Here is a 14,241-nt window from a genome sequence, read left to right as displayed (position 1 = left end):
GAATAAAATGCAATCGAACACAGAAAGTACCTTACCTACAGAACCGGAAAATTTACCAGAAACGAATGCAAAGAAACATAAAAGTCCATTACAGCTAGCTTTCCAACGGTTTATTAAAAATAAATTAGCAGTGATTAGCGTATTTGTGTTATTACTCATCATCATCACCTGTACAGCAGCCCCTTTATTCACGGATCAGGACCCTGTTGCAACAGATTTATTTCAAATTGAAAAAAGCCCTACTGACGAACATATATTAGGAACAAATGGACAGGGACAAGATAACTTTGCTCGTTTACTCTATGGTGGCCGTATTTCTCTGATTGTCGGATTTAGTGCGATGTTCTTCACATTGGCTATCGGCGTATTACTAGGATCAATTGCTGGCTATTATGGAGGCAAAGTTGATAGTGTAATTATGCGTGCAGCTGATATTATGCTTATGCTTCCTTTTCTTGTACTCGTTTTAACCATTATGGCGATTATTGGGGAAGTTACGATTGGGCTATTTGTAACAATTATCGCTATCACTTCTTGGCCTAATCTCACACGAATTATTCGGGCTACATATCTATCTTTACGTGAACAAGAATTTGTACTCGGTGCACGTGCAATTGGAGCAAGTGATTTACGTATTATATTAAAACATTTTATACCTAACGCAATTGGACCAATTATCGTGAATGCTACGTTAATGATGGCAACATATATTATTGTTGAATCTGGTCTAAGCTTTATCGGCTTCGGTATTCCCCAACCTACACCGACGTGGGGAAATATGATATCTGAAGCTCAGAATATACGTATCTTAAGAGATCATCCAGAAGCATGGATTCCACCAGGAGTTGCCATTTTAGTAACAGTGCTAGCGATTAACTTCATCGGTGATGGATTACGAGACGCCTTTGATCCAAAAAGTAATCGAAGATAACGATAATAAAGAGGGGCCCTAATAGGGAACCCTCTTTATTAGATTAAAGCTGGAACTGACGAATCAAATCGTTGAGGTCATCAGCTAATTTTGCTAATTGCTTTGAACTATCTACTACTTCTTCCATTGAACTGCTAGATTGTTGTGCAGCAGCTGAGGTTTGCTCAATACCTGCGGAGGACTCCTCCGTTATGGAAGCAATTTCTTGAATGGAGTTATTCACTTGATTACTCGTCCCATACATTTCTGAAAGATTCGCTGTCATCGTTCTAATGGTATTGACCATTTCTGTTACATACAACTGAATACCATCAAACGTTTCCTGGGTCATCTTGATTTGTACATTCCCTTCTTCTACCTCTTTATAACTGCTCACCAAAGATTCAGCTACTTCACTTGAATTTCCTTGTATTTGTGAAACATTATTACTAATAACGGTGACAGAACCTGCTACCTGTTCTGCTAATTTTCTTACTTCATCCGCAACGACAGCAAACCCTTTCCCATGTTCTCCTGCTCTTGCAGCTTCTATCGCTGCATTTAAAGCCAAAAGATTTGTTTGTTCCGCCACATCTTTAATTACAGTAACAAGCTTGGAAATTTCTTGAGATTGGGTATCTAATCCTTCTACTTTGTCTACTGCATCTTTAACGATCTCGTTAATTCGCTGCATCTGTTTTGAAGATGACTTCATCATCTGGTCACCGTCTTTTGTCATGGTTAAAACCTCACCTGAAGCTTGCTCAATTAGCTTACTTTGATCATGTGTATCTTGAACCTTCGATACAAAAACTTCCATATTCGTCGCTAGATCACCTGCACTATCAGCTTGAGTTTCTGCTCCAGCAGATAATTCTTGCATCGTTGTTGCAACTTGCTCAGAACCTGCTTTTGTTTCCTTTGCTGATTCTGCCAAATAGCTGCTATGACTAGTTACTGTCTCCGAGACAGTTTGTATTCTACCTAACAGATGATTGGTATTCTGATTCATCTCATTCGTGATATGTATCAACTGACCTAACTCATCTTTTAAAATTGTAGTTAACGGCTGATGATTTAATTCCCCTTTCGCGATTTGCTTCATTCGCCGCAATACTTTTGATATTGGTGCTGTGATCAGCCGCACCGTAAACAGCTCAATAGCAATACTTAAAATTGCTACCAACAATGTAACAGCAATGATAACAATATAAGTCGTCTTTCCATCACTAATAATTGCTTGACCATCTGCTGTAGCCATTTCTTCCGTTGCAGCCAGTAATTGTTCGATTCCTGTTCTAAACTGTGATTCCAAAGGCTCTACTTCTTCCGTCATCAAAAACAACGCTTCTTCTAAATTCCCATTATCATAAAGATTGAATACCTTCTCCACTGTCGCTTCCCACTGATTCTTCAAATCTACTAACGTGTTAACCTCTCCAACATTACTAAGATCTAAGATTTTGTTTTCCAATACGGAATTATTTTCCTGCATCTGATAATACTGCTCACGATACGCTTCATCCTCGTAGAGCAAAAATCCTCTAACCAGTCCAGTTTGGCTTGCTACGTTTACATTTATGTCATTGCCATATTGCACAAGTCGAAAGTCTTCGTGAATCATCTGTTCGACTTGTTGATTCGTCTTTCCTACAGAAATAAAATGATAAACTCCTAATAAACAACTTGAAATAATCACAATTGAGAAGCTAACATATAACTTATTCTTCAATCGCTTAAAATTCATTAATTTCTCCATTTATTCCCGTCCCCCCTCTTTCATCTTTTTTATGGATTAGATATTTATAATATCGGGTGATATATAAGTAAAATTGATATCTATTAGAATGAATATAATAATTTGTTGCCTACAGGAATGAAGTTGATGAATTTACATAAAATCGATATACTTAGCTGTAATCAATTGTTTTATTTATGAGGAAGGATAATAATTGAAGAAAACAACTGGAGACGCTAGAATACGAAGAACAATGAAACAATTAAAAAAATCACTGATTTGTTTACTAAGTGAAAAACAAATAAGTGATATAACGATAAAAGAATTATGTGACACAGCGGGTATAACCCGTCAAACATTCTATTTGCGATTTGATGATTTAGATCAATGCATTCTATATGTATCAAATATAATTCTAGAAGACCTTCGTGAAAAAATAAATGTGCAACCTCCATTAAGAGGTATGAATGGGATGGATATGACCGACCATAACATATTCATTCATTTATTCGAACATATTCTCGACAATCAAGCTTTTTATGAATCGTTGCTTGTAAATAATACAGATTCTCCCTTTGCCAAAGGATTTAAATCAGAGCTTTATCATTTTGTTAAAGAAGGGGTAACCATGGTTTCTCCTGACGAATCAAAATTATCCGCACCGAAAGAAATGATTACTGTATTTACAACAGCAGCATTTTTTGATGTGATTATTTGGTGGATAGAAAATCATTATCCTTATTCAAAACAAGAGATGGCCAAAACACTGCTTCGGTTGTCTGTAAATGGCCCATATCAATAACCCAGACGATGGATATCATCTGGGTTTTATCTATTATAATGCTGTCCAACCACCATCAATAACTAATTCTGCTCCTGTCATGAAACGAGATTCATCCGATGCCAGGAATAAAGCGCCATAAGCTACGTCTTCCGGCTTACCTAGATAAGGTAGTTGTGTGAATGTTTGATAATATTGCATCGCATCCTTCATTGAAGGTGCGGTCATTGGCGTTTCGATAATACCTGGGTGCAGTGAATTAACGCGGATATGGTCTTTCGCATAATCTACGGCTGCTGATTTAGATAACGAACGTAACGCACCTTTTGCAGCAGTATAAGGGCTAGTCCCAGCCATTCCTACAATTCCTCCAATAGAAGAAATATTAATAACAGAACCACCACCAGCTTTCTGCATTTCCGGAATCACATATTTCATTCCAATAACACAGCCGTTTAAATTAATATCCATTATCTTGTTCCAATCCACCATTTCCATTGTAGCAATCGTATCTGGACTAGAAACACCAGCATTATTAATAAGGATATCAATCTTTCCATATGCATTAATGCTTGCTGCAATGATTTGTTTCCATTCATCTTCTGAAGTTACATTATGCTTAAAAGCAATCGCATCTCCACCATTTTCTTTAATTTCATTGACAATCTTTTCTACAGCTTCTGTTTGTATATCTGTTGCAACGACCTTTGCTCCTTCTTCTGCAAATAATTTTGCCTCCATAGCTCCCATCCCATTTGCAGCACCGGTAATGATAGCAACTTTATTCTCTAATCGACCCATCTTGTCCTCATCCCTTTCTTGTTTTCGAACATTAGAAGTATAACATTGGATTGATTAAATTGACAAATAATTTACTATGTGTAAATTATCAAACAAAAAAATAGCTTTCATCGAAAGCTATTTCTAGGATCAGGAGGGAAATCCTATTAATCTATCCGTTCTGTTATCCTCGTACCCAAAAACGCTGTTTTGTCATTGCTTTAGTAAAGTCATTTGCAAACGAAGTTGACTCTTCTTCCACCAATACTCCTGGCTGCCCAATAATAATAAGTGGTTGTATGATAGTTGCTCCTTTCTGTGTTAGCCCTATTGGTTTATAATGATTGTATGTTTCAACTACATAGGATTTGGTTTTCCAGTTAAATATCGTTCCTTCTGCATCTCCACCTACCACGTATAATAAAGGGGAACCAGTAAGAAAACTATCCTCTACCCTCCATTCTGTACTATTTGCCCCTCTTACTTTCCCAAGTTTTTCACTAATAATTACCGGCTGAAGTCCCATCCTTTTCCATTGATCTAATATTTGATTCGTTTTTTGCTCATCAAATCCATGAGCAATAATTACACCTATTCGCAATGTATTTGGCGAAAAGGTAGTATTAGCCATACTTACGGCTGGTGGTTTTTTTGTTATGAATGACTCCTTCACTTGAGGAATTTCCAAGCCTAAATTCATAGCTACAGAAGCAGCTAAACTACTACTAATATTTCCTAGCATATTAACCACTTGCTGTCTTACTGAGATACGATTCACCTTTCTAGTTGAAAACTAAATGCACCTGCGATATGTTCTTTCTCCACTTTTGTCATACTGTTCCAAAATAAGCGAGCTTGTAAGAAATGATCAGAGAAACTCTTCACTGTTTTTCGAGTTTTCACCCCCTCTACAGCTGAAGGATATGTTACAAATCCTCCCTTATCCCCTGGCACAGTATAAGGTGTATTATTGGCAAGCGAATTATTATGATAAGCTACTTGACCCTTATCAATAGTGATTCTTGCAGCCCCGTCTCGTTGATTATTATGGACCGGACAAATTGGATGGTTAATTGGCAGCTTCTTAAAATTTGTTCCTACCCGATAAAATTGAGTATCTGAATAGGAGAATAGCCGTCCTTGTAATAAAGGATCATTCGTAAAGTCAATACCACGTACAATGTTACCTGGGTGTAGTGTTACTTGTTCTGTTTCCGCAAATACATTATCTACATTCCTATTTAAAACCATTTTTCCAATGCGCTGTACGGGAACGTCCTCTTCTGGCAAAATTTTTGTAGCATCCAGAATATCAAAATCAAATTTATACTCGTCTTCTTCCTCTAAGACTTGGATCCCCAATTCCCATTCCGGATAATTACCAGCTTCATCCCAAATTAATGAGTGTACACCAAGTTTTGTTTCCAATGAAATTTTACAAACCCTGACTTTCCTGCTTCATTCACAAACCGAAATGTATGAACCCCAAAACCTTCCATCATTCGAAAACTTCTTGGAATCGTCCGGTCAGACATAATCCACATCATCATATGTGCAGATTCTTGATTATTAGCAATAAAATCCCAAAACGTATCATGAGCTGTTTGACCTTGAGGAATTTCATTATGTGGTTCTGGCTTCACTGCATGTATCAGATCAGGAAACTTAATACCATCTTGAATAAAGAATACCGGGATGTTACTACCAACTAAATCAAAATTTCCTTCTTCGGTATAAAACTTGGTGGCAAATCCTCGAACATCTCGATTGGTTTCATTTACCCCTCTTGAACCCGCTACTTGAGAGAAACGAAGAAATACTGGATCTTGTAAAAACTTTGCCGATGTACGTTCTTCTTGTGATTCATATACTTGAAAATAGCCATGTGCGGCATAACCGCGGGCATGAACAACTCTTTCTGGTATTTGTTCACGATCAAAGTGAGTCATCTTTTCACGCATTACAAAGTCTTCTAGAAGTTGTGGACCACGTTCTCCTGCTTTTAATGTATTCTCATCATCGGATATCTTAACACTTCCCTCTGTTGTCATCTCTTTTCCATAATTATTTCGTACAAATTCGTTTAGTTGTTTTTGCTGTTTATTTTCATGAACCCGACTGTTCTCCCTGTTCATGATGTACAGCCTCCTCTTGTTGCCATTACAAACGTACATGATGTGTTATCCACTAAATCCTATTCATTAAAGATAAGGTTTATTCCTATTCTATGATTCCATTTATAGCGTTGGTCCGTGAGTATTTGGCATGATAAGATTAGAGAACTATTAACAACTTATTATTTGTCCTATATACTTAGTATTATATATGGATTGGAGGCGATAGAATGAAGAGATTAGCTATTTTTTGCGGATCAAGAAATGGTGCTTCAGAGGATTATATTCAACAGGCAAAAGAACTTGGAAGTAAACTCGCCGAACAAAATGTTGCTCTTGTATACGGTGGTGCCAGTGTAGGGATAATGGGGGCTGTTGCTGATGCTGTATTACATGGAGGCGGACATGTTATTGGGGTAATGCCTCAATTTTTGAAGGAGAAAGAGATTTCTCACCCAAGCTTAACGGAACTCATTATTGTCGATTCTATGCACGAACGAAAAATGAAAATGGCAGAGCTTGCTGATGGATTTATCGCATTGCCTGGTGGTCCCGGAACACTAGAAGAATTTTTTGAGGTGTTCACCTGGGCGCAACTCGGCCTTCATCAAAAGCCTTGTGGACTATTAAATATCAATCACTATTTTGATCCACTCATTTCATTATTCCAACATATGACGGATGAACATTTTATGGAAAAGAAACATCGAGATATGGTAATCATTGATAAAAATGCCTCAACCCTACTTAGAAACTTTATAGCGTATGTTGCCCCACCTACTAAAACATATATTACTAAAAGTCAAACCTAAATGGTGATTTTAAAGCAGACCTATCTGGTCTGTTTTTCAATTTATCCAAGCCTTCAAATTCTTAGCAAATTCTAATAAAATACACAATGTTTTCTAAGAGTTAAAACGTATTCTAAAACTATCAAGATAACAACTAGACATCACATAAGTTATAACCATCCATTGTGTAAAGGAGTATTGAATAATGAAAAAAATTATTGTATTTGTATGTGGTTTGTTGCTACTAACAGCATGCAGTAATCACGAATCTGCAGCAAGTGTTTCTGAAGAATCTTCTCAGCCAACAATAAAAACAACAAGTGCTTTGCAGGACTTACCTGAATATCCCATTATACGAAAAAACGTTGATCTGGAAATATTTGAGTTAAAGGTAGTAGCAGATAATCCTTACAAACGTGTTATCTTAATCGAAAACAACACAAGTGGGGAAAAAGAATATAAATCAATCTATATTAAAAAGACAAATAGATTGAAGCTGATCCAATTTAATGAAGGACTACTTTATAATGGTATAGTTAACTGAATACACCAAGTCTGACAAAATCCCTTAAAATTCGCTATTGAACGTCAAAAAATGACTTGATTATTTATAATAACTAGATATAATAGGTATAGTAAACGTTTTCAACGCATACATCAAAGGAGGGCATCGAATGATTACGTTTATTGTATCTATTATTATACTAATTATTGCTTATTTCACATACGGTAAATTTATTGATAAACTTTTTGCACCAACAGATGAAAAAAGTACGCCTGCCTACTCCAATCATGATGGCGTAGACTACGTACCAATGAATAAACAAAAGAACGCAATGATTCAATTGCTTAATATCGCTGGAACAGGCCCAATATTTGGACCGATAATGGGCGCTCTATTTGGTCCTGTTGCTTTTCTATGGATTGTAATCGGTTCCATTTTTGCTGGAGCCGTTCATGACTATCTGACCGGTATGATATCCATACGAAATAAAGGAGCACATATTCCTGAATTAGCAGGCCGTTTCCTAGGTAAGTTTTCCAGACATATTGTAAATGCATTTTCTCTTTTATTATTAATTTTAGTTGGAACCGTTTTCGTGACAACACCAGCTTCTTTAATTGATATTTTACTAGATGGTAACGTCGCCTTTTGGGTTATATTAGGAATCATCTTCCTGTATTTCTTCTTGTCTACCATCTTACCAATTGATAAGATTATTGGACGTATTTACCCTATTCTAGGCGCTGTCTTATTAATTGGGACAATAGCCATTGGAGTTTCGTTAGTATTTTCTGATTACACAATTCCTGAATTGACGATAACTAATATGCACCCGGATCATTTACCAATTATACCAATGATATTCTTTACGATAACCTGTGGAGCATTATCAGGGTTCCATGCGACACAATCACCAATAATTTCTAGAACGACACAAAAGGAGTCACAAGGAAGATATATTTTTTACGGAATGATGATTGCCGAAGCAATTATTGCAATGATATGGGCTGCCGCAGCCATGAGTCTATTTGATGGACAAACTCTTAGTCAAGTAATTGCAGAGGGAACAGCATCTGCTGCCGTTAATGAAATCGCAATAACCTTATTAGGTGCTGTAGCAGGAACTGTAGCTGTTTTAGGAGCTATCGTACTGCCTATTACATCAGGAGATACTGCATTTCGTGCTGCACGTTCCATTATCGCAGACTACTTGAACATTGGTCAGAAAAAAGTGTTTAATCGATTAGCAATTGCAATTCCTTTATTTACAGTTTCTTATATTTTAACTAAAATTGATTTTAATATTTTGTGGCGCTACTTTTCTTGGGCAAATCAGGCAACTGCCGTTATCGCATTATGGATAGCAACCATGTATTTATTTGTAAAAGGTAAGAATTATTTCGTTTCTATGGTTCCAGCCATTTTCATGAGTTATATGGTGTTTGTTTATATTCTAAACGCACAAATTGGTTTCCGTTTAGACTTGAACACTTCTTTCATTATTGGATTTATCTTCACCATTATTCTCACCTTCTTATTCTTTAAGAAAGCAAGAACAAATAGAGCCAATAACTTAACAGTTGATATGTAATCACTGTCTGTCGATAGAGTGGATGTCCGCATTTTATCGACAGGCTTTTTTATTTTCTAATAATCGATGTTGTACTGAAATCCATTTAAAATATTCAATTTAGGATTAGAAATATCACTCATTTTTACTCCTTCTTATAATAAGATATAATGATTATCTTATTATAAGAAGGAGTATGTCCTTGCCCAGAGATAACAATAATAATTTTTATGGTGATAATGATAATCCTCAACATATTATAAATACCATACTCTTTTCCCCCTTCTCTCAAGGCAACAATGGCATCACAGGTGCAACTGGAAGTATAGCATCAACAGGACCAAATGTACTTTCTACAGGATTTTCCGCTCAAAGAACATCAGAATCGACAATAAATGCCTCCACTCAATCAGGAAATTGGACAGTTACAAGTCCTTTTATACTAGAACAGGATTTAACGCTACTACCGGAAGATACTCTATCAAAGTCACCATTAGTTATCAAACAACAGTAATAACTGCACAAATTGGTGCAGCTGTTAATTCATCTTTTGTAATTAGGAGGACATCACCAACTGTTACGATTATTGTAACTGGCCTTTTTCCTGTATTAAATGTTACTATTGCACTTTTATTAAATCTAAGAATAATTCTCGGTAGTGCTTCTGTGACTTTAAGTACTGGCGTAATTTAACAGCGGACGATGTTCTGGGCTTATTTTATCAAGTTGAGGGGTTAACAATTAACCTAAATATCGGAACTGCAACAACTCCTCCAACCGTATGGTCTATACACAGACTCACATAAATGATAAAAGGAGGTGGAATCATCCCCCACCTTTTATCATTACTATTCTATTAAACAAAGAAACTAATGGCAAATACTACTAAGAATCCTACAAGTCCAATAATTGTTTCCATCACGGTCCATGTTTTTAATGTTTGCTTTTCATTCATACCAAAGAATCTATTTACTAACCAGAAACCAGAATCGTTTACGTGAGAGAATACAGTGGCTCCACTAGCAATTGAAATAACAAGTAATCCAAGCATCGGTTGAGAAACATCCATCATACTAATAACTGGTGAAATTAATCCAGCAGCAGTAATCATTGCAACAGTAGCAGACCCTTGTGCGACTCGTACAAATGTCGAAATTAGAAATGCTACTAATACTAATGGCATACTTGATGTTGCCATCATTTCTCCTAATACATCTCCAACACCACTATCAATTAATGTTTGTTTAAATACACCACCCGCACCAGTAATTAAAATAATAATCCCAGCAGGCTCCAATGATTTAGTAGCAATATTTTGAACTTCTTCTTTTGTATAGCCTCGTTTTGTACCAAGAAAATAAAAAGTTAATAATGTAGAAATCGTAAGTGCAACGAAAGGATGTCCAATAAAGGTAAGTGCAGAATGAACAAATGTCCCTTCTTCCAATACTAGTCCAAATACGGTATTAATTAAGATTAAAACCAGTGGAATCATAATAAGAGCTGCAACCATTCCAAAACTAGGTAGCTCTCTATTATTATTATCTACTTGTTCTTGTAATTGCTTTTCAGTAATATATGCAGGAGCCTCTAGATGTATCTTTTTCGAAATATATTTCCCAAACATTGGCCCAGCAATAATCATAGCTGGAACACCTGCTAGAATACCAAACAAAATAACCCAACCTAAATCTGCATTTAAGATAGAAGCCACAGAGATTGGCCCAGGGGTAGGTGGTACAAAACTATGAGTAACTGCTAATCCAGCCAATAACGGAATACCAAAATAAAGTAATGATTTCTTTGTTTTTTGTGCCAAGCTATAGACAATTGGAATTAATATAACTAGTGCGACATCCAAAAATACTGGTATAGCCACAATAAATCCTGTCAGACCTAATGCCCACTGTACTTTCCCTTCACCAAACTTCTTAATTAATGTTAAGGCTAACCTTTCAGCTCCACCTGACACTCGGAGCATCTCGCCAAACATCGCACCAAGGCCAACAACAACAGCTATAAAGCCTAATGTTCCACCCATTCCTTCTTCCATTGTAGCGATGACTTCGGTAAGATCCATTCCAGAAAAAATACCGATAAATAGACTTGAGATTAATAATGCAACAAATGCTTGCAATTTGGAACGCATAACTAAGAATAATAATAAAGCAATTCCAAATATAGTAACTAAAATGAGCATTGTTGTATCCGTCATTCCTTCTCCCCCTCTTTGTTAACGTTTACATAATATTACAGAATGGTATTGTAATTTTACCATTCTGCTATTGAACCATCCTGATGTCTCCATACTGGATTTCGCCAGTGCTCAGCATCTTCGGTCATTTTTTGAACATGAGGCTCATTAACTTCAATACCAAGGCCGGGACCATTTGGTATTTTGACAAAGCCTTCTTCATACTTAAACACATCTTTATCACTAATGTAATCTAGTAAATCACTGCCAACATTGTAATGAATACCTAAGCTTTGTTCCTGAATAAAAGCATTATGCGAAGTTGCGTCTACTTGTAAACAAGCGGCAAGTGCGATTGGGCCAAGCGGGCAATGCGGTGCAACTGCAACATCAAAAGCTTCCGCCATCGAAATAATTTTTTTACATTCCGTAATTCCTCCAGCATGTGATAAGTCTGGTTGGATAATATCTACATAATCTTCTGTTAAAACTGTTTTAAATTGCCACCTTGAAAACATCCGCTCTCCTGTAGCGATGGGGGTTGTAACGTGATTAGCAATATCTCGTAATGCTTCGTTATTTTCTGGAAGCACAGGTTCTTCAATAAACATTGGTCGAAATTGCTCTAGTTCTTTTGCTAAAATTTTGGCCATTGGTTTATGGACCCTTCCATGAAAGTCAATACCTATTCCTATATATGGACCAACTGCCTCTCTGACTACAGCAAATCGTTCAACTACTTGGTCAATTTTCTGATGGGAATCAACATACTGTAATTCCTCTGTTCCATTCATTTTCACAGCTTGGAAACCTCGGTCTACTACTTCTTTGGCAGCTGCCCCTACATCAGCAGGACGATCCCCACCAATCCATGAATATACTTTAATTGAATCACGACAAGCTCCACCAAGCAGCTGGTGGATTGGTGCATTATAAAATTTACCTTTAATATCCCAAAGCGCCTGATCAATACCCGCAATAGCGCTCATTAGAATTGGTCCGCCTCGATAAAAGCCTGAGCGGTACATTAAGTTCCAATGATCTTCGATTCGCTGTGGATCTTTACCGATCAAATATTCCATCAATTCTTCCACAGCGGCTTTTACCGTTGCAGCCCTTCCCTCAATTACGGGTTCGCCCCAACCAACAATTCCTTCATCCGTTTCTATTTTTAAGAAAAGCCAACGAGGCGGTACTTGATATAGTCTATAATTGGTTATTTTCATTTTTATCCTCCTAACCTTTTATTTTGTTATCTCACCTGTAAAAGCGCTTGCCTTTTTTGTAACAGTAGATAAATAGTCTGCTGTCACTTCACACGTATTAGGAATTAATGCACTTCCTAGTCCTACTCCTATAGCCCCTTTCTGAATAAACGATGCGACATTTTCAAGCGTTATTCCTCCAGTAGGTAAAAGCTTTAATTGAGGTAATGGGCCCTGTAGATCCTTTATATAATTAGGTCCCAATGAAGACGCAGGAAACACTTTAATAATATCTGCTCCTTCTTGAAATGCTGTAACAATTTCTGTAGGGGTAAATGCTCCAGGGATACTAACTGCACCATATCGTTTTGTTAATTTGATCGAATCAATATCTAAGGACGGAGATAATATGAATTGCGCTCCGGCTGATAAAGCCAATCTTGCGGACTCAGAGTCTAGAACCGTCCCAGCCCCAACCTTAACTTCATTGCCCAATTCATTTCTTATTTTTTCAATTGTTTGGAGAGGAGATTCACTATTTAGCGTTACTTCAAGTGTTGTAATTCCACCTTCATAAAGAGCTTTGGCAATAGCTAAAGCGTCAGCTGTATTATAGCCACGAATAATCGCTATCAATTTCTCCTTCTTAATCCATTGAAATGTATTCATGTTTTCACTCCTATTATCGATTGACATCTTCTCGCTTATCATTACGCTGTATTTCCTTTAACAATTTTCTGTCTGGAAGTCCTTCATAATCTCCTGTAACTGTTGTAGCAATTGCACCTGTTATACACGCTCTTTCTACTGCATCTCTAGACGACAATCCATCTAATAAGCCTGATAATAAGCCTGCGGTAAATCCATCTCCAGCACCGACCGGATCTACAACTCTTGATATAGGGAACCCTGGAACATACCCTTTTTCCTCTAATGACTGAAAATAGGCGCCTTCTTCCCCTAATTTGACCACAGTTAACTTTGCCCCTAATTGCATACAGCCATTACTAATTTGTTCACTGTCTTCCGTTCCAAATAAAAATGCTCCTTCACTCTTGCCTGGGAGGATGATATCAGAACGTTTAATCAATCGTAGTAATGTTTCTTTTGCTTCTTTCTCGCTCCAAAGCTTTCGACGAATATTTGGATCAAAAACTACGCATACTCCATTATCTTTAGCAATGTTAATTGCCTGAAAAATTGTGTCACAACAAGTGCTGCTTATAGCAGGTGTAATTCCTGAGATAAATAGATACTTCGCCTTGGTAATATACTCTCTATTAAGAATTTCTGGATTCATCTTAGTTGCCGCTGAGTCCTTCCGATAATAATAAACACGTACATCGGAATCGTTTACTATTTCTTTAAAGAACATTCCTGTACTAATTGAAGCGTCCAACTCTACATATGAAGTATCTACACCTTCTCCCTTCACCTCTTTAAGAACCATTGCCCCCAACTCATCTTCTCCTAATCTACTTATCCAACCAGTAGAGTGACCTAATCTACTAAGTCCAATCAATGTATTTGTTTCAGCACCAGCAACTTTTGGAATAAAAGAATCTGCATGCCTCATCAATCCCGCCTTTTCAGGTGTAAGGGATACCATCGTTTCACCAATTGCAACAACATCCAAATTTGAAACCTCCTTCC

The 14,241-nt window shown here is 36.9% G+C and carries 12 protein-coding genes and 1 pseudogene; 6 read left to right on the top strand and 7 right to left on the bottom strand.

Going from position 1 to position 14,241, the window contains the following annotated elements; translation table 11 throughout:
- The first annotated feature begins 7 nt into the window (after positions 1-7).
- A complete protein-coding gene (gene opp4C, locus JKP73_RS14650) occupies positions 8-931 on the top strand; it encodes an oligopeptide ABC transporter permease (RefSeq protein ID WP_021290794.1) in 924 nt (307 codons plus the stop codon).
- Between the two features lie 43 nt (positions 932-974).
- On the opposite strand, the gene JKP73_RS14645 is transcribed toward opp4C, so the two are convergent.
- On the bottom strand, positions 975-2,669 hold the full coding sequence (locus JKP73_RS14645; RefSeq protein ID WP_021290795.1) for a methyl-accepting chemotaxis protein: 1,695 nt from the start codon (positions 2,667-2,669) through the stop codon (positions 975-977).
- 193 nt (positions 2,670-2,862) lie between these two features.
- Between JKP73_RS14645 and JKP73_RS14640 the strand changes: the two genes are divergently transcribed.
- On the top strand, positions 2,863-3,450 hold the full coding sequence (locus JKP73_RS14640) for a TetR/AcrR family transcriptional regulator (RefSeq protein ID WP_200411507.1): 588 nt from the start codon (positions 2,863-2,865) through the stop codon (positions 3,448-3,450).
- Positions 3,451-3,483: 33 nt separating this feature from the next.
- Here JKP73_RS14640 and JKP73_RS14635 read toward each other — a convergent pair whose 3' ends face one another.
- Positions 3,484-4,230 (bottom strand): SDR family NAD(P)-dependent oxidoreductase, encoded by a 747-nt coding sequence (locus JKP73_RS14635; protein ID WP_200411506.1) that lies wholly within the window; start codon positions 4,228-4,230, stop codon positions 3,484-3,486.
- A gap of 163 nt (positions 4,231-4,393) precedes the next feature.
- Positions 4,394-6,344, bottom strand: a pseudogene (locus JKP73_RS23420) (catalase).
- Between the two features lie 209 nt (positions 6,345-6,553).
- Between JKP73_RS23420 and JKP73_RS14625 the strand changes: the two are divergent.
- The 4 genes from JKP73_RS14625 (at position 6,554) to JKP73_RS14610 (ending at position 9,703) form a co-directional block, all read left to right on the top strand.
- Positions 6,554-7,135, top strand: coding sequence for an LOG family protein (locus tag JKP73_RS14625; protein ID WP_021290798.1), 582 nt, complete (start codon positions 6,554-6,556; stop codon positions 7,133-7,135).
- 184 nt (positions 7,136-7,319) lie between these two features.
- Complete coding sequence (locus JKP73_RS14620) at positions 7,320-7,658, top strand: membrane lipoprotein lipid attachment site-containing protein (RefSeq protein ID WP_051739317.1); 339 nt, start codon at positions 7,320-7,322, stop codon at positions 7,656-7,658.
- A 130-nt stretch (positions 7,659-7,788) separates the two neighbouring features.
- A complete protein-coding gene (locus tag JKP73_RS14615) occupies positions 7,789-9,210 on the top strand; it encodes a carbon starvation CstA family protein (RefSeq protein ID WP_021290800.1) in 1,422 nt (473 codons plus the stop codon).
- Positions 9,211-9,391: 181 nt separating this feature from the next.
- Complete coding sequence (locus tag JKP73_RS14610; protein WP_021290801.1) at positions 9,392-9,703, top strand: hypothetical protein; 312 nt, start codon at positions 9,392-9,394, stop codon at positions 9,701-9,703.
- Positions 9,704-10,045: 342 nt separating this feature from the next.
- On the opposite strand, the gene JKP73_RS14605 is transcribed toward JKP73_RS14610, so the two are convergent.
- The 4 genes from JKP73_RS14605 to JKP73_RS14590 are packed head-to-tail and all read right to left on the bottom strand — an operon-like array spanning position 10,046 to position 14,224.
- Complete coding sequence (locus JKP73_RS14605; protein ID WP_200411505.1) at positions 10,046-11,404, bottom strand: GntP family permease; 1,359 nt, start codon at positions 11,402-11,404, stop codon at positions 10,046-10,048.
- A 56-nt stretch (positions 11,405-11,460) separates the two neighbouring features.
- Positions 11,461-12,609, bottom strand: coding sequence for a galactonate dehydratase (gene dgoD / locus JKP73_RS14600; protein WP_038246375.1), 1,149 nt, complete (start codon positions 12,607-12,609; stop codon positions 11,461-11,463).
- An 18-nt stretch (positions 12,610-12,627) separates the two neighbouring features.
- A complete protein-coding gene (locus JKP73_RS14595; protein ID WP_038246371.1) occupies positions 12,628-13,257 on the bottom strand; it encodes a bifunctional 4-hydroxy-2-oxoglutarate aldolase/2-dehydro-3-deoxy-phosphogluconate aldolase in 630 nt (209 codons plus the stop codon).
- 13 nt (positions 13,258-13,270) lie between these two features.
- Positions 13,271-14,224: a sugar kinase gene (locus JKP73_RS14590; RefSeq protein WP_160807470.1), complete on the bottom strand. Its 954-nt coding sequence runs from the start codon at positions 14,222-14,224 to the stop codon at positions 13,271-13,273.
- Between the last annotated feature and the right edge of the window lie 17 nt (positions 14,225-14,241).

It is taken from the genome of Virgibacillus salexigens (assembly GCF_014905415.1).
In the GTDB taxonomy this organism is placed as follows: domain Bacteria; phylum Bacillota; class Bacilli; order Bacillales; family Amphibacillaceae; genus Virgibacillus; species Virgibacillus salexigens.
The sequence above is the reverse complement of the archived record's forward strand: the minus strand, read 5'-3'. Positions and strand labels throughout refer to the sequence as shown.

Excerpts from the sequence above, each read along its gene's own strand:
- JKP73_RS14625 (WP_021290798.1), top strand. The coding sequence starts at position 6,554 with ATGAAGAGATTAGCTATTTTTTGCGGATCAAGAAATGGTGCTTCAGAG.
- dgoD (WP_038246375.1), bottom strand. The coding sequence starts at position 12,609 with ATGAAAATAACCAATTATAGACTATATCAAGTACCGCCTCGTTGGCTT.
- JKP73_RS14645 (WP_021290795.1), bottom strand. The coding sequence starts at position 2,669 with ATGGAGAAATTAATGAATTTTAAGCGATTGAAGAATAAGTTATATGTT.
- JKP73_RS14615 (WP_021290800.1), top strand. The coding sequence starts at position 7,789 with ATGATTACGTTTATTGTATCTATTATTATACTAATTATTGCTTATTTC.
- JKP73_RS14605 (WP_200411505.1), bottom strand. The coding sequence starts at position 11,404 with ATGACGGATACAACAATGCTCATTTTAGTTACTATATTTGGAATTGCT.
- opp4C (WP_021290794.1), top strand. The coding sequence starts at position 8 with ATGCAATCGAACACAGAAAGTACCTTACCTACAGAACCGGAAAATTTA.
- JKP73_RS14635 (WP_200411506.1), bottom strand. The coding sequence starts at position 4,230 with ATGGGTCGATTAGAGAATAAAGTTGCTATCATTACCGGTGCTGCAAAT.
- JKP73_RS14595 (WP_038246371.1), bottom strand. The coding sequence starts at position 13,257 with ATGAATACATTTCAATGGATTAAGAAGGAGAAATTGATAGCGATTATT.
- JKP73_RS14620 (WP_051739317.1), top strand. The coding sequence starts at position 7,320 with ATGAAAAAAATTATTGTATTTGTATGTGGTTTGTTGCTACTAACAGCA.